The organism is Brevibacterium sp. Lmc1 (genome assembly GCF_057654315.1).
In genome coordinates this window covers 64693-83926 of record NZ_JBYFKL010000002.1, presented here as the reverse complement: position 1 = coordinate 83926, position 19234 = coordinate 64693, and the positions used below count along the sequence as shown (strand labels likewise).

At 60.8% G+C, this 19234-nt stretch carries 18 protein-coding genes; 6 read left to right on the top strand and 12 right to left on the bottom strand.

All coding sequences use genetic code 11. The features are described 5' to 3' along the window. The first annotated feature begins 622 nt into the window (after nucleotides 1-622). The gene (locus tag AC239G_RS19220) at nucleotides 623-1096 is read left to right on the top strand and encodes a hypothetical protein (RefSeq protein ID WP_137210843.1); all 474 of its coding nucleotides are present in this window, start codon (nucleotides 623-625) and stop codon (nucleotides 1094-1096) included. 12 nt (nucleotides 1097-1108) lie between these two features. On the opposite strand, the gene AC239G_RS19215 is transcribed toward AC239G_RS19220, so the two are convergent. Next, nucleotides 1109-1651: a hypothetical protein gene (locus AC239G_RS19215; protein ID WP_487490154.1), complete on the bottom strand. Its 543-nt coding sequence runs from the start codon at nucleotides 1649-1651 to the stop codon at nucleotides 1109-1111. Between the two features lie 15 nt (nucleotides 1652-1666). After that, nucleotides 1667-2251: a prepilin peptidase gene (locus tag AC239G_RS19210; protein WP_487490153.1), complete on the bottom strand. Its 585-nt coding sequence runs from the start codon at nucleotides 2249-2251 to the stop codon at nucleotides 1667-1669. A 121-nt stretch (nucleotides 2252-2372) separates the two neighbouring features. Between AC239G_RS19210 and AC239G_RS19205 the strand changes: the two genes are divergently transcribed. Beyond that, nucleotides 2373-3575, top strand: coding sequence for a hypothetical protein (locus tag AC239G_RS19205; protein WP_137210840.1), 1203 nt, complete (start codon nucleotides 2373-2375; stop codon nucleotides 3573-3575). On the opposite strand, the gene AC239G_RS19200 is transcribed toward AC239G_RS19205, so the two are convergent. From AC239G_RS19200 to AC239G_RS19185, 4 genes are all read right to left on the bottom strand, one after another. Further along, a complete protein-coding gene (locus tag AC239G_RS19200) occupies nucleotides 3561-4136 on the bottom strand; it encodes a helix-turn-helix domain-containing protein (RefSeq protein ID WP_137210839.1) in 576 nt (191 codons plus the stop codon). The two genes, AC239G_RS19205 and AC239G_RS19200, sit on opposite strands and share 15 nt — an antisense overlap. Then, the gene (locus AC239G_RS19195) at nucleotides 4133-9163 is read right to left on the bottom strand and encodes a hypothetical protein (protein ID WP_487490152.1); all 5031 of its coding nucleotides are present in this window, start codon (nucleotides 9161-9163) and stop codon (nucleotides 4133-4135) included. The genes AC239G_RS19200 and AC239G_RS19195 overlap by 4 nt, the downstream gene beginning before the upstream one ends. 223 nt (nucleotides 9164-9386) lie before the next feature. Next, complete coding sequence (locus AC239G_RS19190; protein WP_487490177.1) at nucleotides 9387-9575, bottom strand: plasmid partition protein ParG; 189 nt, start codon at nucleotides 9573-9575, stop codon at nucleotides 9387-9389. Between the two features lie 287 nt (nucleotides 9576-9862). Continuing rightward, nucleotides 9863-10066 carry a hypothetical protein gene (locus AC239G_RS19185; protein ID WP_246476015.1) on the bottom strand — a complete coding sequence of 68 codons (204 nt, stop codon included), beginning with the start codon at nucleotides 10064-10066 and terminating at the stop codon, nucleotides 9863-9865. Nucleotides 10067-10662: 596 nt separating this feature from the next. On the opposite strand from AC239G_RS19185, the gene AC239G_RS19180 reads away from it, so the two are divergent. The 3 genes from AC239G_RS19180 (at nucleotide 10663) to AC239G_RS19170 (ending at nucleotide 13882) form a co-directional block, all read left to right on the top strand. After that, the gene (locus AC239G_RS19180) at nucleotides 10663-11331 is read left to right on the top strand and encodes a hypothetical protein (RefSeq protein ID WP_487490151.1); all 669 of its coding nucleotides are present in this window, start codon (nucleotides 10663-10665) and stop codon (nucleotides 11329-11331) included. A gap of 371 nt (nucleotides 11332-11702) precedes the next feature. After that, complete coding sequence (locus AC239G_RS19175; protein ID WP_173156948.1) at nucleotides 11703-12884, top strand: Cmx/CmrA family chloramphenicol efflux MFS transporter; 1182 nt, start codon at nucleotides 11703-11705, stop codon at nucleotides 12882-12884. Beyond that, complete coding sequence (locus tag AC239G_RS19170; protein ID WP_487490150.1) at nucleotides 12881-13882, top strand: IS481 family transposase; 1002 nt, start codon at nucleotides 12881-12883, stop codon at nucleotides 13880-13882. The genes AC239G_RS19175 and AC239G_RS19170 overlap by 4 nt, the downstream gene beginning before the upstream one ends. Here AC239G_RS19170 and AC239G_RS19165 read toward each other — a convergent pair. Beyond that, nucleotides 13879-14640, bottom strand: coding sequence for an endonuclease domain-containing protein (locus AC239G_RS19165; RefSeq protein WP_487490149.1), 762 nt, complete (start codon nucleotides 14638-14640; stop codon nucleotides 13879-13881). The genes AC239G_RS19170 and AC239G_RS19165 overlap by 4 nt on opposite strands. Nucleotides 14641-14737: 97 nt before the next feature. Next, nucleotides 14738-15601, bottom strand: a complete 864-nt coding sequence (locus AC239G_RS19160) for a hypothetical protein (protein WP_487490148.1) — start codon at nucleotides 15599-15601, stop codon at nucleotides 14738-14740. A 105-nt stretch (nucleotides 15602-15706) separates the two neighbouring features. Between AC239G_RS19160 and AC239G_RS19155 the strand changes: the two genes are divergently transcribed. Next, nucleotides 15707-16339: a helix-turn-helix domain-containing protein gene (locus AC239G_RS19155; RefSeq protein WP_487490147.1), complete on the top strand. Its 633-nt coding sequence runs from the start codon at nucleotides 15707-15709 to the stop codon at nucleotides 16337-16339. Here AC239G_RS19155 and AC239G_RS19150 read toward each other — a convergent pair. The 4 genes from AC239G_RS19150 to AC239G_RS19135 form a co-directional block, all read right to left on the bottom strand. Then, on the bottom strand, nucleotides 16316-16825 hold the full coding sequence (locus AC239G_RS19150) for a hypothetical protein (RefSeq protein WP_487490146.1): 510 nt from the start codon (nucleotides 16823-16825) through the stop codon (nucleotides 16316-16318). The genes AC239G_RS19155 and AC239G_RS19150 overlap by 24 nt on opposite strands. 262 nt (nucleotides 16826-17087) lie before the next feature. Beyond that, nucleotides 17088-17552, bottom strand: a complete 465-nt coding sequence (locus AC239G_RS19145; RefSeq protein ID WP_487490145.1) for a hypothetical protein — start codon at nucleotides 17550-17552, stop codon at nucleotides 17088-17090. After that, nucleotides 17549-18766 (bottom strand): hypothetical protein, encoded by a 1218-nt coding sequence (locus AC239G_RS19140; protein WP_487490144.1) that lies wholly within the window; start codon nucleotides 18764-18766, stop codon nucleotides 17549-17551. Before AC239G_RS19140 ends, AC239G_RS19145 begins: the two co-directional genes overlap by 4 nt. Nucleotides 18767-18775: 9 nt before the next feature. Continuing rightward, nucleotides 18776-19153 carry a hypothetical protein gene (locus AC239G_RS19135; RefSeq protein WP_487490143.1) on the bottom strand — a complete coding sequence of 126 codons (378 nt, stop codon included), beginning with the start codon at nucleotides 19151-19153 and terminating at the stop codon, nucleotides 18776-18778. Nucleotides 19154-19234: the final 81 nt, after the last annotated feature.

Below are 19234 nucleotides of genomic sequence, written 5' to 3'. Positions count from 1 at the left end.
CGTGCGGATGCACGTAGCGGCTGCGCCTCACTCAGGCATCGCGTACGGGATCGGCAAGCCGATACCCGATAGGCTTTGTTCTCGAGATGTGGAGGTAGGTGAAGGATGGAGGGTGCGTTACTCAAATGTTATGTTTGACGGATTTGGTAATCTATGTGAAGTAGATCTGAGGAGCAATGATGAAAATTGAGGACCGCAAAAGCTTGGTGAGCGTGGCAGAGATAGCGGAGATGATGGAGGTCTCTCCTGCCACGGTCCGTTCGTATGCCTGGCGTGATCCGCAGTTTCCGGAGGTCAAGGAGCGTGTGGGGCGATCGCCAATGCGGGATAAGGCCGAAGTGGAGGCGTATATCTCAGCTCGACATGGGCGGGTCAACGGTGGCCGCCGTGGGAACTGGTGGCGAGAGAGTCCGAAATGACCGATGGGCTCGCTCCTCCGTGGGTGGCTCTGGCCATTCTGAAGTACGGTGCCGCTCCTCGTGGAGGAGTGAATACCGCGGTGATGGCTCGCCGGCTACGGGTCTCTCAGCGGACTGTGCAGCGTTGGCTTCACGATGGGATTCCGGAGAGGCGGGAGAGGAACCTGTGGCGGGGTTGGCACCCCCGCCGGGATCTCTTGTCGATGGAGCGTGAGAAGCTGCGCAATGCCCTCGGCGCGAAGGATGCTCTGAAGGTGGGGCGTCAGCGGGGGATCCTGCCTTCGTGGAGGGCGCAGGGGTTCCTCGAGGAGCATGTGGTGTGGATTCGGCAGATGGGTCCCCGGCGCAATCGAATTCCGGTCCTGCGCATTCAGTCCTCTAGGCATGATGCTGATGCGGGGTTGCGGGTTCTCTCCTGGTTGGAGACCTACACTGCGGCGGCTACTGCTCTAGGTGAGGCCGGAGGTCTTCCTGCTGAGTTTGTGGAGGAGACTGGCGTACGTGCTCTGATTCGGGTTCCGACAGCATTCGATGGCGAGATCGTCAAATATAGCGCCCTGCATGCTGCTGGCGATTATCGGATTCGGGGGCGCAAAATCGGTGTGATGGGGTCCCGCCACAGTTTGATGTGGCTCGATGGTGGTCCGGAGATTTGTCTTGGCGATTACGTTCGCTGATAGACACTCGGACTATTTGCTGTACTTGGCCCAGAGCAACAGGGCTGCTGCTCCCGCGATGATGACGAAGGTCAGGGCGGCTACGCTCATTGGAATGCTGGCAGCCACTCTGGTGTAGGCGTCATTGGCGAGGCCACCTGCGGCGAGCACGGTTGGGATAGCGAAAGCGGCAAGTCCGACCCCCCAGTGGGTGTCCAGGTGGACAATTGCTCGATATGCGGCGAGGACGCCGGCGATGAGGTAGGGCGAGACTGCAGCTGCGCGCCACTGGAACTCGGCGTCCATGTGCCGGGGGATGTCCGCGGGCAAGAGGATGAAGGCGTAGAAGAGCAGGACGAGCGTGGTGAGGATGCCGAGGCCGCCGAGGATGCGCATAACTGGGTGTTCATAGCTGCCGAACGTGAGGTCGAAGAGGGCCTCACCGACTTTGTCGAAATAGATGAAGATCGTGAGGCCGATAAGGGCGATCAGGCTGTAGATGATCCATTCCGTGAGGCTCCAGACCTCGAATTCGATGGCGGGGGTTTCGTTGATGGTGTTGAAGAACGTGATCATGGTGCCCTCCTCGGGTCAGACAGAGGTGAGTAGTCCGGTGATGATGGTCGCGCTTAGGAGGAAGGGGCCGAAGGCGAGCTCGGCCGATGCTGGCTGTCTCAGGCGCATGATTGCGGCGCAGATTGCTCCGCAGATGAATGCGCCTGCGAAGGCGGCTAAGAGTGTCTGGGCGCCGAGCGGGCCGATGACGAGTCCCATGACGGCTGAGAGCTTGATGTCTCCCAGGCCCATTCCTGCTTTTGTGAGGATGGAAAAAGCGTAGAAGGCCACGGTGGTGATGGCTGCGGCAATGGCGCCAGAGAAGAGTGGGGCCCAGTTGTGGGTGAACGCGCAGATCAGAGTCATGCCAATGGCTGCGATGATGCCCCAGATGAGAGTCAGAAGGTCTGGGAGTCGGTGTTCGCGCACGTCGACTGCGGCCAGGGTGGGGCCGAGGAGGGCTATTGCGATGAAGCCTGGAGACGATGGTGAGGTCAGGTCTGTCAGGGTGGCTGTTCCGGAGGCGAGCACTATGCTGCCGCCTGCGATGGCCAGGAGCGTGCTCTTATGCGGGCCGGGTGGAGTGAAGATCCGATGCCATTGCTGCTGAGTCTCGGTCATGGTGACCTATCGCCGGAGGGGTACGGTGTCGGATGTCGCCCTGACACCCATTCGTTTAGTTATAGCTATCGTATCAATAAACTTAGATATAGAGTAGCAGTATCCAAACGAAGGAGTGGTGATGGGACCCTACACATCAATCGACAGCCCTCTCAGCATCTATGGCGCTCTAGCAGTCGCTTACGACCATGGAACGCGGTTGACGCTACCTACGTTTCGTGGGTACGTCAGCAATGGCGATGCGCCTAAGCCTGCTGCACATGTCGGTAGGCAACCTTTCTGGGAGAGGTCCGAGATCACGGCCTGGGCCTCGGAATTCCTCCGCGATGCGAGGAAGCAGGAACCTGTGCAGGGTCCCGGCCGGCTTGAGCTGGAAATCATCGATCATCTCAATGCGCAGTGGCTCGAGCTCGACTCAGAGCAGATCGAAGTGATGAGTGATGCTGAACTGGCCTTCGAATGTTGGAAACGGCTCCCTGGTCTCATCAGCAGGCTTCGGAACCTGCAGCATTCGTGGGCACAGAAGGTCAAGTGGCATGCAGATGAGCTCGAGCTGTACTCCGAACGGCCAGGGCTTCCCTCCTTGGCGACGGTGCTGCAATGGATGGGAGATCGTCGAGTCGCTCGACAATGCCAGGAAGAGCTGGAAAGGGTGCAGGAGAAGCACCTGCATACGTCCAATCTGCTGTCCATCGCGGAAAAGGACCTCGATCGGTGTGAGACCTGGTTGGCACAGTTGAGGGGGTGGGCGCGCTGGTCCGAAACTTTGCAGCGAGATGCTAGAGAGTCCGCGGCTTTAGAGCGATGGTGGGATGCGCTCGATGCCGAGGTTGAAACGTGGTCAGGTCGTGCAGTTCCGATGAAAGAATTCGCGATGAGCAGTCCCGATCATGTCTCGTATGTGATGGATGAAGGTGATTGGGGAACGTTGTCGGAGCAACAGAGAAATGCTGCCGACAGTGGTGCGATTGTGCTTAGCGGGGCTGACTATGGGTACTACTGGACTGTGCCGGGATGGAGCGGCCGGTGGCGGCTGAGCTGGATCCTCAGTTCGGGAGAGCTCTATCTGGAGTACCGCAATCCTCACGAAGCGCTCGTTGTGATCCCAGTAGCGAAGACCCCGGCACAAGGCCGAACCACCAGCATGGCTGATGTGTCGAGATGGTTGGAACCCTTCGAAAGGATCCAACGACGCAAAGGAGCTCTAGGGCTGCTTGCTCGAGAGATCGAGGTGCAGAGCAAGCTTGGGTGGCCGAGCCTGGTGCGTGACGAGCAGCGGGCCGGATTCCTGGAAGCCTTCGTGGACCGTTCAGGGGCGGTCTGAGAGGTTGATGTCGTAAATTTCTCCGAAGTCCCAGTCCTCGAGGTATCGGTCACCGTAGAGGTCGCGCAGCTGTTCCATGGCGGCGTCATCTCCTCCCTCAGCCCAGGCGTCGAGGAGCATGTTGGTGTCATCAGGGCTCAGTGGTCCCGGAAGGGTGACGTCCCGGTCACGGAAGTACTCGGTGCCGGCTTTCCGTGGGCCCTGCATCGCTCCGATCGACACGTACTTGCCGCGCTTGATCCCGGACTTCAGGCCCTTGACGATCGCACGGCGACCACGCTTGGTTGTCGCTGCCTGTCGAGATCTCTGGTTGATGGTCTTCAGGTGTTTCGACGATGGGCGGTTCGTCTCTTTGCCGGAGGTGGTGATCCACCGCTGCACGGTGCGCTGAGAGACTCCGAGTTTCTGTGCCGCGGTCTTGGTATCGACGCCTCCCCTGCGGTTGGTGCCGAACGCGGCCTGGAGCTTCTCGCGAATGTTGCCTGATCCTTCACCGGTGACGTCTCCGCCGCGGCCGGTGAAAGCGTTGAAGAACAGGCCTCTGCGCTTCTTGTCGCTCATTTCAGGCTCTCCATCCACTCAGCGTGGTCGATCAGTTCGTCCTTGCCTTCCCACTTCCCGCCGCCGAGGTGGGGCAGGTGATCGGCGAGGAGACCGGACTTCTCACATGTGAGCTTCCCGAGCTTGAAATCGAGATCTTCGGGTCGTCCTGGCCATGCGGTGATCGGGTTCGGGTCGTTGCTCGCGTACACGATCGTGTCTGTACCGACTGCTACCGGCCAGGCGCCTGAGTTCGAACCAATCGTGGTGATCTTGCGCAGGATGTTGGCCCGCGCCTTGGCTACGATCGAGAACCAGCGTTCCGGCGCAAACCCATCTTTCGTCGAGTGCTTGCGTGAGGCGAATGTGCCGAAAGTCGTGGTGTAGATGCGCTTGACCATGTCGGAGACGATGAGATCGGCGTGAGCGGGATCCTTGGCCGCGTTGCGGGCATCCCGGAGGATCTTGTACCAGGGCTCGAGGATACGCAGGTGCTCTTCCCAGACCCAGGCCTCATGGATCTGCGGGTCGACCCCGAGGTCTCGAGCGATCTCGAGCGTGGGAGTTGTGACCCAGAACGTTCCGTCCTCTGCGAGATGCCGGGGTGGATTGAGCGGGTGCGGGATCCTCCAGTCGCCGGCATCGACTCCGGTGATCTTCCAGATACCGGGGATCTTCGGGTCGAAGGTGGGCGTTGTGGTGTGGCTGGGTTCTCCATAGCCGAGTTCCAGCCCGGAGGTCACGGACAGGTAGGACCCGGACCGGTCGTAGGCGTGGACATAGGTCATGGTGGCTTCGTCCTCGGTGGGTGGCCTCGACCAGGAGAAGTCGACCTCGAGATTCGCCGTCTCGAGTGGTTCGGGTGGAGTATGCGGGGTGAAGAGCTCGAGGCGCTTGTTCTTCGCTCGCGTGGTCTTGAGCAGGTCGATACCGGTGACCGAGGCACCGTGGGAGAAGGGCCTGCGCAGTGCTCGGGCGATGCGCAAGAGCCGGTCGGCGAGTTCGCCGGGGGCGGGAGCATCGGCGAGGAGCTCGAGTGTGTGGTCGACCAGTGCGGTGATGACGACCATGACTCTTTGGGACCGGTCAGTGGCCGATGACGGCCACAGGCGAGTCCACCCGGTCATCGCATCGGCGTCGCCTCCGAGTGACCAGTCGGAGGTGGAGAGGAAGCTGATGCCCTTGGTCGCGTCCTTGAAGGCTTGAGTCCGGCGAGCGGGACGCACGTCGTCGATGGCATCGATGGGTATCCCAAGATTTAGTGCAGCGGCATCAGTGAGCCAGATCTGGCCCTCGTAGTGGTGGTAGTCGTCATAGTCGAATCCAAGGCCGTGATCGAGGGCCAGCTGAGCGACATCACCAATCGTGTTGATGTCGGTGACTTCGTAGTGGATGCCACCAGGCAGGTGCAGTCCATCGGTATGCAGGACTGCGGCCGGGATCCCGGCCGCCGGTGCCGGCTTCTGCGCTGTCGGTGTCTGCTGTTTCGGCGCCTCGTTGGTCGCCCGTGGTGCCGGGGTGGGCTGGAGTGCCGCTGTGCGTGCGTCCAATGCCGCTTCTCGGCGTTGACGGGTCGAATCTATCCAGCAGGTCACGTGGAGCGGGAATCGGCCGTCCCAGCGCAGCATGGTGGGTTTCTGGCATCGCAGGCATGATTCCTGGGTGCCGATGGTGGGAGCAACGCGGTGTCCCTCGGCATCGTCGAAGACCATCGAGGCGGCATCCTCAGGAGTTATGCCGTCGATTTCTTCGGGGCTCGCGCCCATGGCGTCTGAGTTGTCGTCGATGGGGGCCGGAGGGGTGGGGTCGGCGAAGGTGAGGACCTCGGTGGGGGTTGGGCCACCGTCGAGGGGGAGCATTCCCTGAGGATCCTCGGTGCCAGGTTCGTCGCCGAGGATCCGGTCGAGGTCGAGGACGGCGAATCTGCGACGTGCGCCGAGGGCGGGGATGTTGCGCACGAGAGTGAAGCGCGGGGTTGTGCCTTTGCGCTCTTCGGCCTTGAGGTAGCCCTCGTTGTAGAGAGCTCGGCGGGCGGTGCGTTCGTCGACGGAGATCATTTCCGGGACGAGGCTGAGAGCAGCTTTGAGAATGACACCGAGTTGCCGTTCGGGCAGGAGAAGTTCGGAGGATCCGTCTTGGCGAATCGCGACATAGCCATGGTGGCGGCCGAGAGGCTCGGGAGCGGCTTGTTCTCCGTCGTATCCTCCGCGGGTGGGTCGTCTCCAGCCGAGGCGGCGGTAGTGCTCTGAGGGGCACCCGCCTTCGATGGCTTCGACGTGTCCGTGTCCTCCTTCGAACCAGGTTACGAGGAGGGAGCGGATACGGGCGCCGGTGCGCATGGGGGCATCGGGGTCGACTGCGGCTTCGGAGGCCGTGGTGAGGGCGGAGAAGACGAGTTGCGCGGTCTGGTCGGCTTCCGTCTCGGTGATGGTGTTTGTCTCGGTGAGGAACTCCAGGAATGCCTCCCAGGCCGCGGCGAGCCTGCTGGTCGCTGCAGCGATATCGTCGGAGACGTGGCGAGCTCGAAAATCGACCTCGAGGTGAGCGGCGCGTTCGGCGAACTCACGCTGTTTGGTGTGGAGGTCATTGGCCACGATCCATTGCACGAAGCTGCTCATGAGGAGGTTGCGGTCCTCGCGGGCTTCGAGGCGATCCAGAGCGATGATCTTGTCGAGTTCGGTGTCGTTGGCGTCGATCGGCACGCTGAAGGCACGCCGTTCGTCGCTGAAATTGGCGGGAGGGATCTCGGAGGAGATGATCGCCGAGGTGTGTGGGGGCAGGGACGAGGAGATCTTCTGCCCGGTGCGGTCAGCACGGTCACGGGCGACAGCTCCAAAGATGGACCGGATGAAGCGGCCCATGGCCTTCTCTGCTGCGGCTTGGCCGTCAACGCTGGGAGTGACGTCATCGGCGAAGAGGCAGGTGTCTCGGGCGTGCATGGTTTTGAATCGTGCGACGGTGGCGGTGTCGCCGATGCCGGTGAGGGAGAGTGTCGGAGTCTTCCGGTCCCAGCTGGTGCCGAAGTGGTGCATGGCCAGGGTGGCTACACCGGTCTTGCGGGATCCGGGGAGACCGACGAGGACGAGAGAGTAGTCCATGGGGCCGAATACGGAGCCGAAGACCTGGCCGAGGAGGGGCGCGGCAATCCGGTGAGGCAGGCCGTTGAGCATGCCGCCGGCTCCGCCGCGGCCGAGAGCCCGGCGAAGAGCTGCACGATCGGTGGTCGGTGTCATCAGCGAATAGCGGCCGAGGGAGGAATGGAGGTTCGTGGGGATCTCGACGGGCCCGTGGGCGGTGATGGCGCCGCCGGCGTGAACGAATCCGATGCCGTAGCCATCAATGTCATGCCAACCGGTGGACTGGTAGATCGATCGGTGGTCCCAGATCCCTGAGACAGCCTTGATCGCGTCCCAGACTTCAGCGCGGCCGTTCTTCGTCGACGAGTAGGTGACACCGGGCAGTGCAAGACCTTCGAGCCACACTGATTCACGTGCGTCGTCGAGAGTGACCCTCTTGAGGTACTTCTCTCTGCTGAGCGGGTGCACGTATTCGAAGACGAAGTGGGTGACGGGTACATAGTCCTCGATCGTCGCGGAAGTCGGATCGGTCCCGAGTTCGGGATCAGCGGCGGCTCCGGCGATGACCTCGGCGGCGGGGGCTTCGACCGAGACCACGCGGACGTCGAGGTTGATGATGAGTTTCTTGGTCTTGTCGAAGTCACCATCCTGGTTGGGCTTGTAGGTGACCTTGTAGATTGCGCCGTCGTTGAGTTCGTAGCGAGGACCGCCTTCGGGGATGGCATCCAGCGCGGTGCGGTGGCGTTCGGTCCGAACTTCGCTGAGCTCGATGGGTGCGACGAAATCGTCTGCAGGTGGCTCCTCACCGGTGATGGGATCAGTGTCGGCAGGGACGGGGAGCCCAGCGAGCTCGTGAGCGGTCCGAGTAGCGACCTTGGCTGCGGCGAGGTCCTCGTCGACAGCGGCAATGATCTCGGCGACTCCGTCGAGTCGCTTGGCCATTTTCTGCAGGGTCGCGTAGTCGTCGGTGGCCTGCTCGAACTTGCGGCCGGTATCGGCTGCCCACCAGGAGACCGCCTTCGTGTGTTCGTCGGCCTTCTTCGGGTCGGCCTCGGCTGCGGCTGTCCGAGCCTGAGCTTCATCGAGTGAGGTCTGGATCTTGGCGCAGAGCTCGTGGAATTCGGCTGCGTGCCACATCAGCTCGAGCGTTGGGAGGGAAACCGGGATGAAGTCATCGACGCCGAAACCAGCCTCGATGTGGTCGGTGAAGTCTGCCTTGGCTGAGTCGACCTTGGGCAGGAGCAGAGTGACGGAGGCTCCTCGGGAAAGGAGCTGCTGGTGCAAGACCACGCCGCGCTTGTATCCGGCGAGATCCCTGTCGATCACGATGCGAACCTCGGCGTCGAGGAAGATCGGCAACAGGGTTTCGGGGAACGATCCTGCGCCCTGTGTGTTGGTGGTTGCGACGAGGCCGAGCGTTTCGGCGGTTTCGACGTCTTTCTCGCCCTCGAGGCACCAAACGGGGGTCTGGGCGTCGATGGCTTCCAGGATCTGGGGGTGGCGGTAGAGGACGGGCTGGAAATCGAGTGGTTTCGTCGTCGCCCACTCTGTGCCGGCCCAGAATTCCTGCTTGAAAGACTTGTGGCGGGCGCCGGAATCGTCGTGAGCTTCGAGGCGATGGACGCGCTGGGTTTCGGTGCCCTCGGCGTTGAAGTACCGGTAGGTGTGCGTCTGTTCCCAGGTCAGTGTTGAGGGATCGATCTTCTCGGGCGCGGTGAGGCGTCGTGGGGGGCGTCCGGACTTCTTCCGTCCGGTGCCGGCGCGGCGCTGTCGTGGGCTCCTGCTGGATCGGGGTCCTGCCTTCTTGGGCAGTGGTTCGTCGAAGAGATCGGCCTGCGTGAGACCCAGAGCACTCGTGAGGTCATCGATCGGAGTATCCGGTGCGGACATGAGGTGAAGGAGAGTCGCACCGTTCTTCCAGGTGACGTGAAGACTCGGCGTGCGTTCGTCGAAGAGGGGGTTGAAAGCCATGAAGTCGCGGGATCCGCGGCCCCTGCTTGGCTGCAGGCCCATGTCGGTCAGAGCATCCCATACGCGGTCAATCGAGGCAAATGCCTGTGATTGAGGGTGTGGTGCCCCTTCATTGGGCGAAACTGTCATGGTAAAATTCCTAGTGACTTCCTGATATAGCTTGTCGGCTTGTTAGGTTCCTAGTCCGGATGGAGTTCCAGCTCCATCCGGACATTTTTTTGCGCTACTTGTCTCTGATCTCCCTGGCTCGTTCCGCGAAGGCTCTGCGTACGTCCGGATCCTTCAGATACGCGTCGACAAATGCGCGCGTGAGATGCCCTATGGTTACGCCGTCTTGGGCGGCGGCCACCTTGAATGCTTGGTACTGATCTGACTCGATATCCGCGTTGAGGCGTTTGGAGGATGCTGGCATCGCCTGAGTTTTCTCCTGGAGTAAGAGCATCTGGCTGCCTCCCTCTCATTGCAGAATCTATGTGTGTACACACTTGAGTATATGAGTAAATGAGTGAAAGGCAAGGGGTAGACACGCCCTGTAACCGAGGCTGGAGATCCCGTACTTCGAAGCTGTGCCCGGGTAAAATGGGTACAACAAAGGCGCTCGTGTTGATGTGAGAACTCAGCGCGGAGCGTGCATAAGAAGTAATTTCAAGGATTCCCCTGTATGCGGACAGGCATGCGGGGGTTTCTTGTGTCTGGAGGTCAGACTGCCACGGGCAGCACCTCCTTCTGCTGCTCATCGAGGTAAGCCGGCACGGATAGATCGTGGGCCTTGGCCATGATGAGCGCGAGGTAGTCAGATAGCTCGAGACCTTGGCGTCGAGCTTCGTCGCGGTATCGCTTGAAGTGCTCGGTAGGGAAGCGCGCCGTGGTTGCGACGCGGTCGCCTTTTGATCGTCTAGCCATGGTCCCCATTCAAACTGAATCAGATTCAGATTGACGGTTCCTGCTGCGCGTGTCGCCAAGTTTCTCGTCCCCCTTGCTGTTCTTTGCCCATGTAAGCGAGCGGATTGAACGGATCTGACAGGATCCCGAAATTTTTCTCGAGGCCTCAGGGAGGCTGCGTCTGCGAAAAGTAGGCGTCCTGTCTCACCCTTCAGCTAGATGTGTTCTAAGGCTGTGGTTGTGGTGATTGTGGTGACGGGAGATCATCGTTCCAGGTCAAGTGGCATAAATGGCCGATTTTGGGAGTGGTGAGCAGGGGTGCCTCTCGGCTGCCACTGAGGGGGCATATTCCCAGGTCAAGGCATGTAAATGGGTGCTCACCACTTGAGGTGGTGAGCGAGTGGTGATTTTGTGGTGATTCAAGCGAAATCACCACAAAATGGCGAAAAGTAGGCGTTTCGAGGGGTCTATTTTTAGATACTGTTTGATGCATCTAGATGTGTACAAAGTTTTATGAGACTTTTGAATGCTCATCTACATTTTGAGAGAAGTATGTTGCGGTGTGATGCCATGTCGAGGAGTGCCGTGGGTGGTGGTATGTCCCTACGCTTGTACATATGAGCGGCAGCCGGCGGTTTCTTTTCGACGAGTGGGAGCGTGAAGCCGAATCCTGGTATCAGGGTCATGGCTTTGCGAGGACGCGCGTTGCCGAGAAGATGGAGCCAGCTGGTTGGGCGGCGTTGTGGGCAGGGTGCGATATCGCTACGGCGCATCCTCAGCTGGACGATCTGAGGTCAGTAGCTGCAGCCCATCGTGGCAGTAGCGATTGGATCGATGTGGGCTTCGCGCTGGCTGGCCATGAGCTCGCATGCTTCAAGGGGGTACTTCCCCAGTCCGAGATCCCTCTTGTCATCGACCTCTCGGTTGCAGAGATCCGGAAGGCGCTGCAGGCGGCACGATCTGGACATGCTGAGCCGAAGCGTGGCGTTGTGCAGTGGGCGCTCGAGCCGGATTCCTTGCCGGATAATCCGTACCTGCGATTGCTTGAGGTGGTGTCGCTCTTGAGCCAGTGGGAGAAGGCCCACAAGCTGCTGCGGGCGACCATGGACTCCTGGCTGACGCGAATGGCATGGAGGCAGGGAGTGCCGCTGACGAGTTTGGCAGACGCCACGGGGCGCCCAGCGGCATGGGTCCGCCATAAAGTTGGGGGCACTCCCCCGCCGCAGCCAGTGGTCGCTCTCGATTGGTGGCGAGGCGAGAAGCAGCGTCGAGCGCGCTCAGGATGAGCCGCGGATCTCCCCGGTCAGTGCAAAGTTGCGCCAATTGCTCCACGCTTTTGAGAAGGGCACCGACGGCCCGAAGAGTGTCGATGCTGATTTCGCGCTACAGAGTTCGTTTGTGCTCTAGGTGTTGCTGGCCAGGAGGTTGTTGACACTTCTTGGGGGTGGCGGCGCAGCCAGGTAAGGTGAGCGGTATGTCGAGCCCTGAATCGGACACTCAGGGGCTTTCGGTCACGCCGTCAGCCCCTCACCTCCGCTGAGCCCTTAGCTCTCTGTTGCCCAGTGCTGCGCGCAGCACGGCATCCGGGTGCCCTCTGGGCGCTGACCGTGGTGACGAGACGTTCTCTTGTTCGTACTCTCGCTTCGGAGCTATCTCGATGCCTTTCGCTCTCTATCTTCTTGCCCTGGTGGTCTTCGCCATGGGTACTTCCGAATTCATGCTCGCCGGCCTCGTGCCCGACATCTCCACATACTTCAGCGTTTCCGTGGGGACCGCTGGTCTCCTGACATCGGCGTTCGCCGCAGGGATGGTGATCGGTGCACCGGCGATGGCCGCGCTCACTCGTCACCTCCCCGTGAAGGCGACACTCCTGGGTTGCGTGATCGTATTCGCGCTATCCCACGTCGTCGGGGCACTTACGCCGGATTTCACGGTTCTGTTCATCACGCGCGTGATCGCGGCGATCGTGAATGCAGGCTTCCTGGCGGTCGCTTTGGGTGCGGCGACGAGACTCGTAGCACCCGATGCCAAAGGGCGGGCCGTGGCGGTTCTGCTGGCGGGTACCACCGTCGCCACCGTCGCCGGCGTCCCCGCCGGTGCACTGCTTGGAACGGCACTCGGCTGGCAGTCGACGTTCTGGGCGATCGCTCTTCTCTGCGTCCCCGCTGCGATCGGCATTGCCGCGGGCTTCAACACTCAAGTTCACGACTCGTCAAGGGAGGAGTCGTCCTCGACCTCGCTGCGTGTGGAACTGGCGCAGCTATCCTCCCCGCGCCTCGTTCTAACGATGTTGCTCGCTGCCCTGGTGAATGCCGGCACCTTCGCCACGCTCACCTATCTCGCGCCGATCGTTACGGACACCGCCGGCCTGAGTCAGTGGTGGGTACCGCTGGCCCTTGTGCTCTTCGGCGTCGGCTCCTTCATCGGCGTCACCGTTGCGGGACGACTCTCGGATGCCCGACCCAGGATCGTCATCGTCGGTGGTGGCAGCGTTCTGGTGCTCGGGTGGGTCGCGCTGGCCCTCTTTGCAACGAACCCCGTTGCCCTGCTCGGGCTCGTATTCACTCAGGGTGTGGTGGGGTTCGCCGTCGGGAGCACGCTGATCACACGAGTGCTCTATGCCGCGGCGAGTGCACCCACCATGGCAGGGTCATACGCGACAGCGGCACTCAACGTTGGCGCGGCCGCCGGTCCCGTGCTCGCCTCCGCCGCACTCAGCGTCATGCCGGGCGCGCTCGGACCCGTTTGGGTAGCCGCGCTCGCGACCACCACGGCACTGCTGCTCGCAGTTCCGCTCATTCGGCTGATTGCACCCGTCGAGAGCGAGGTGGTCAAGTGACGCACGCAAATTCGCCACTGACAGTCGAAGGTCGTCGTCGACTCGTCGCGCGCTGTCGGATTCGACCTATTTCTCATGTTGCCGCAGAGATGGGGATCTCCCGCGCGACCACCTCGAAATGGGTCAACAGATACAAACGATTCGGGAAGCTCGGTCTACAGGACCGCTCGTCGTCGCCGATCCGTCAACCATCTGCAACGCCTGGCCGCCTCGTGGAGCAGATCGAGTCAATGCGACGAGAACAGAAATGGCCAGCGTCCCGTATCGCATTCGAGCTCGAGCAAGCAGGAACACCGGTCAGTCGTCGCACCATCACCCGGCTCCTCGCGCAGCTGGGCCTGAACCAGCGCAAGTATATTGACCCCAACGGCGAGTTGAATCGGGAACCGCAACGCATCACCACCAAACGTCCCGGCCACATGGTGCACCTGGACGTGAAGAAGGTCGGTCGTATCCCTGATGGCGGCGGGTGGCGTGTGCACGGCAAAGGCAGCGAGAAAGCCAAAGCTGTCGCACGTCAGAAGACCCGGGGTACGAAGACTGGGTACGTCTACCTGCATTCGGCCATCGACGGGCACACCCGACTCGCGTACACCGAAGCGTTGCCGGACGAGACAGCCGCCACTGCCGTCGCGTTCCTCGGACGTGCAAGAGCTTGGTTCGCCAAGCACGGCATCGCCGGGATCGAGCGGGTCGTGACCGACAACGGTTCCTGCTACCGATCCGCAGCTTTCCACGACGCAGTCGGGAACAGTCGACACCAGCGCATCACGCCATACACGCCTCGACACAACGGCAAAGTCGAGCGCTACAACCGGATCCTCGCCGAAGAGTTTCTTTACGCGCGCATCTGGCGCTCAGAAGCCGAACGCGCTGCCGCGCTCGAAGTGTGGAACCGGCACTACAACTATCACCGTCCCCACGGCGCTCACGACGGGCAACCGCCCGCCTCTGCGACACCGACGCGAGTCAGCAACGTCATGGCCTCATACATCTAGGTGTGGTGATTAGGGTGGCGGATCTGTCCTGTGACTGGAGGCGAGTTCAGATACTCGGCGTAGGGACATACCGAGAGGTGGAGGCACTCGTCGACGTGACGATTGCAATATCGGCACAGCAAGCCGCGCACAAATCCAGTGGAATGGTCGTGATCGATGATCGATCCAACTTCGTTATGGCAGATTGAGCATGCCAGCCCCTGGAGCGCGATGAGATCAGCATAGATCTTCGCGAGCTTCGCGGATCTGTGATGGATCAGAGGATCGGCTGGCGGCCAAGTCGGGAGCTCTGGTCGGCAGCGAAGATTCTCCGGGACTAGCTCAGAGGGAAAGTCCAAGTGTCTCGGCCGAGGAACACGGAGAGGTGAATCGGCATGGTGATCTACGCAGATGAACGCCTTCGTTCTCGGATCGAATAGGTGATACCGGCCGTCGCACCCTTCTCTGGCTTTGATCTCGGTAGGCGTCCGATCGCGATCACGAGGAGGAATCGGACAGGGATGCAGACTGATGCGAGCAATGGCCTGATCGAATTCGCAGCCGTGGAACTCACACCGGTTTGAGTACCAGCGAAGCCCATGGTGCTTGACCCAGGACCGCCGATCGGATGGTAAGTCAGATAGGGCAAGGATAGGTACATAGGAACGCCCGGTGAAGCGGCGGTAATTCGCCCTGCTCACGATCTTTCGCGCAGTGCCCGGGGCGATTCCGTAGGCGGCACCAACCGCTCGGGCGGAGAGCTGATGCTTCTCGGCCATCCAAGCGATTGCGGCATTTGTGACCTCGTCGGATCTGAATGGTCGTGGCATGGAGGGCATCCCAACAGAGTCGGCCTTCGTTGGCAGGAGTTCAGATCTAGTTGAACCACGGCAATTGCAGAAGCTGATCGCCGAGTGCGCCGATCTGAGTGCCGGCGAAGCTCGTGACTTGAGTGGCGATCGCGGAAATGAGGGCGTTGACGATCGTGGTCCTCTTCTTCGCGTGGACACTGTCCTCGAGCTCCTGGTGCAGTTCGAGGACCTCGGAGCGTGTTGCGTCATCGAGGTCCTCGTTGAGGATGAGCTGCTTCATCTTGGCAACAATGTCGAGGGCCTCGGCGAGATCCGGGTTGTTCGACTGTTCAACGCTCATTGTGTTGTGCTCACCCTGCTGAATGCCCCCGACTGGTCCCGTGATGTGGTTGGTGTAAGTCGGAGCATTGACCGTGTGCGTGGCGGTCTGGTGTGTGGGTAGGTCGCTGGGTGCGTACCTACGATCGAGGCAGCGGTTTCCGGCGGCGGTCAGCTCCGGGCGAATCGTTCCGTGGCCCCAGGCTCCCGTGCCCTTGATGAAGCCCTCGTCGCGGAGGACCTTGTCGGCCTTGGCGAAGTCGTCTCTGGTGAGGGTCTCAGTGAAATCGTTGGCTGCGGGGGAGTCAGCGACATCGAGGCTTGAGCCTTGGTCTTCGTGTTCACGGACCCATTCGAGCATCCTCATTTGAGCCGCGTCCGTGCGGTACTTCCGCACCATTGTTCTCCCGATGTGGGCATGGTCGTCTTTGATCTGCATCGACACACCTCCGAGTGTGCGGGCAACAACGACGTAGTCGGCCTTTTCCAGTTCGTTTGTGACCGAGCTGAGGAGGTCTGGTGGACAGACGTCTTCAGGGATCGAATCGGTGCGTGGGTTGTTCAGTGCCAGCCAGATCGCGGTCCGAAAGGCATCGTGCGTCAGCGTCATCAGGTTCCCCAGTCTCCCGGATCATGTGTAGTGGACTTATGGTCTCACGCACCACTGACATTGAACATCTATCGCACAATGTGAAATGAATGTTACTTTTGGATCATGATTACGATTCTTGAAGGCATGCGCCAGCAGCAGGGGTGGACTCAGGAGGACCTGGCCGCCCGATCCGGTATTTCCCGCGGCACAATCGTCAGGATCGAGAACTTCCGCTCTCCGTCCTCAGTGACCGCTTCGAAGATCGCTCACGCTTTCGCCGTTGACCTGGGGCTAGAGGAGGAGTCGGAGGAGCATCTGGCGAGGACATTGCACTTGCGAGATGCCGACTCGGATCCGACGATCGCAGTCGCTCAGACTACAGTTGGGCGGCTTCTGGCTTGGCTGCCAGGCATCGGTGATAACGAAGATGCCGAATGGCCGGACTTGGGACAGGAGGAGAAGGCATTTTGGGACCTTTTGGCTGCCCTCTTCAGCGTGAGTGGGAGCTACTTGTTGGGGAAGTGGAGGTGGTTGAGCGCTGCGTGCCTGGATGACCGGTGGAATATGCACCCAAATGAAATGCGGTACATTCTCCTGTTCGTCCGGCCCGATGACCCGAGTTTCGTTGAGATCCTGACGCGAGTGGTTCCTCAACCTACTGACATGGCTCTGCCGGTTTGCCGGAAGTGGGCCACGGAAATCTACGATGCTGCCTGGACTGTGTATGCAGCTTCAGAGACAGAGTTCCCCTACTGACGAGTCCTGATCGGGTGTGGCTGTCAGGAACTCTGTGGGGTGGAAGGTGGGGAACTCATCGCCGAGTGCAGCTTGGAGGGGGCGAGTGAGTGGTGTGAAGTTGCTCGCTGTGATGAAGCGGCGGGCGTCGACGGCGGCGATGGCGTCGGCGCTGAGGTGCCAGACCGTTGACCAGAGATCCTGCCATTCTGGGTTCGATGAGATGAGCTCGGGTCCGACCCACTGTTTGCGGGCTTTCAGGGCGTCCCCGGCGGCTACCGCTGGCTCAACTCCGGCGCGAAATGCTGCTTCCCAGGTGTCGTCCCACGGCGATTGTTCACGCCGGTCATATGCGGTGTTCCAGGCTTGAGTGCCTGTCGCAAAGCGGAGCTGCGCTCGGAAGTCGTCGTTGTTGAAGCTGGCGATCGTGCGAGCTTCGGAGAGCGTGAGGTGGGCGATCCGCTCAAGGAGGTGTGTGGCCTCGGGTGTTTCTGGTGTCCCAGCCATGGTGTGCGTCCTTCGGTGGGGTGATTGTGTTGCTTGGAGCTCACAGGATACGGCGTGGCTCTGACGTACTGTCCGGTGTCCTATTGCGGTGGGGCTGTGGTGCGGGTTGACATTCGGGTGTGCAAGATTTCGAGGATCTTTGCGCGGTCTTCCGAGCAGAGATGTTTGGTTGCTGAGGCTTGTTCGATGTCGGCCAGAGTGGTCGACGTAATCCGTTGTTGGGCGACCTCATCGGCCAGTTTGATCAGCTCAGGAAGACTCTTCATGTCTTCGATCTTCCCAGAATCCTTGCGGTGATGTAGGTCGTCATTGCTGCCCGCTGTGAGTGGTTGAGCTTGCTCATGTGGTTGGCGATGGTTCTGAGGGCCTCGTCGAATTCGTCGGGGATCCCTTCGAGATCTTTCTGCAAGCGCTTCGCTGTGACGAACTGCTGGTAGTCTGCTCGATCGCGTATTCTCCATCCGGCGAGCTCGTCGATGTCTGTCCATGAATCGACAAGTCGCGGGCCGTTGGGTGATCCGATGTAGATCGCGGAAGGGGTATCGGCGGGGTGGGTGATTTCGAGAACACTTCCGATCGGGCAGGAGAGATAAGCCTTGTGCGCGCCGGCTGTGCGCTCGTGGTCCTCGAGAGATCTGTACCAGTGCGCGATCTTGGTGCCGTTGTAGAGTCGTCGACCGATATAGACGACGCGCTCAGTGGTGATGTTGGGTTCCGTGGGGCTCATTCTGTATCCGCCTTCGTCCGGTTGATGAGTTTGGGCCTGGTGACCACGGTCTGCCGAGTGCCGTGGTAATCCTCATGGCTCTTGACAGTGGCCGCGATGGTGACGGTGTCCCCCTGGTCGACGTCGAAGGCCCAGGCTGCTTTCGTGACGGTCTTCAGAACTGTGGTCCCTGCTTCGATGATGAAGAGCATTGACGTGCTCGCGTGGTAGCCGAAGGACGAATCGACGGCACGTGCGCGGGTGATGGTTCCTGTGATCGTGAGCTTGTCCCCCACCGTGCCGGCGTAGGCGGATTCGGCCTTCTTCTTCACCTCTGCTGCCTGACGGACCCGATCGCCAATCATTCTTTCGTAGGCGACGACAGCGGAGACGACGATGCCGAAATGCCGGGGTCCGACGCGGACTCCGCGAAGAGCTGTTGTGAGGTTGATGGTGTAGTCGCTGGTGGTTTCGAGCCCGGAGAGCAGTGCAGGGATGATTTCCTTGGCCTTGGCTGTGGCGGCATGCATCTCTGGGGAGAGATCATCCCGGACCTTTTTCGCGGCCTTCGTCGTTCCGAACAGGTAGTCGTTGACGGCCATGGCGGTGGTGTAGCCGCCATGTGAGCCGGGTTTCCACCCGTAGGCGCGAGAGGCTGCCCACGCGACCGCGACGATGGTCTCAGGGGCGTATTCCAGGGGTGAGTGGGGAAAGCTGCCGAGGAAGTCTGTGACGTCGTCGATCACGGAATCGAGGTCGATGAAGACGGGGCGTTCCTGGTGGCCGGTGAAATCGCGCAAGCAGGTCTTGCCGACCTGTTTGACCTCCCCGGTCTCGACGTTGCGAACAAGGAAGGTGTAGATCCGGTTGGTGCGGATCGCTTTGCAGTGGTCACAGTAGCCGGCGGTGAGAGTGCTGCGATCCACGGCCGCGGCGTCGACTCCGGGAGCCGTCCGGAGGATGAAGTCTTCGCCGTCAGTAGTATCGATCGTGTCGATGGCGGCGAGGAACTCCCACCCGCCATAACGCGGGGCTTCTCCGGAGATCAGTGTGTCGATGACGATGTAGGTCCGGGTCTCTCCTCCAGGGCCGGTCTCGGAGACTGTGCGCTCGGTTGCCGTGACCTCGATGCGGCCGGTGAAGCCGCGGCGGACGGCCCGGGCATTGATCTTCTCTGCCCGGGCGATCGTTGCGGCGAAGCTGGTGGGGTCGAGGACCCAGGTGGTCTCAGGCATCAGTGCTCCTCACGAGCAGTCGAGTTCGGGCCGATCCTTATAGAGGATCTGAACGGCGCCAGCGAACGGGATTCCGAAATCAGCCAGCGGACCGAACGCAGCGTCTTCATCGTCGGAGCCTGCGATGTAGGTGACATATCCGCCGTAGTAGTAGTTCCCGTCGTCGTCATACATGCGGAAGCGCACCCGGTGTGAACCGGACTTCTGGACGATTTCGAGAAGGTGATCGTCGGCGTTTGAAGGACCGAGGCGGCCCTTGCTCCGGCCGTCTTCGATGCGGTCTTCAGTGATCACCCAGGCGTATTTTGCGGCGGTAGCGTCGATGCTTCCGTCGATCGTGGGGATCCAGGTCTGCTTGACCATTCCGAGTGGGGTGGTGGGTGTCATCACTGCTCCTTAATCTATGTGACATAGACAAATATAACCAATGATATATCGCTGCGCAAGCGGGAGGGACATACCACTCCG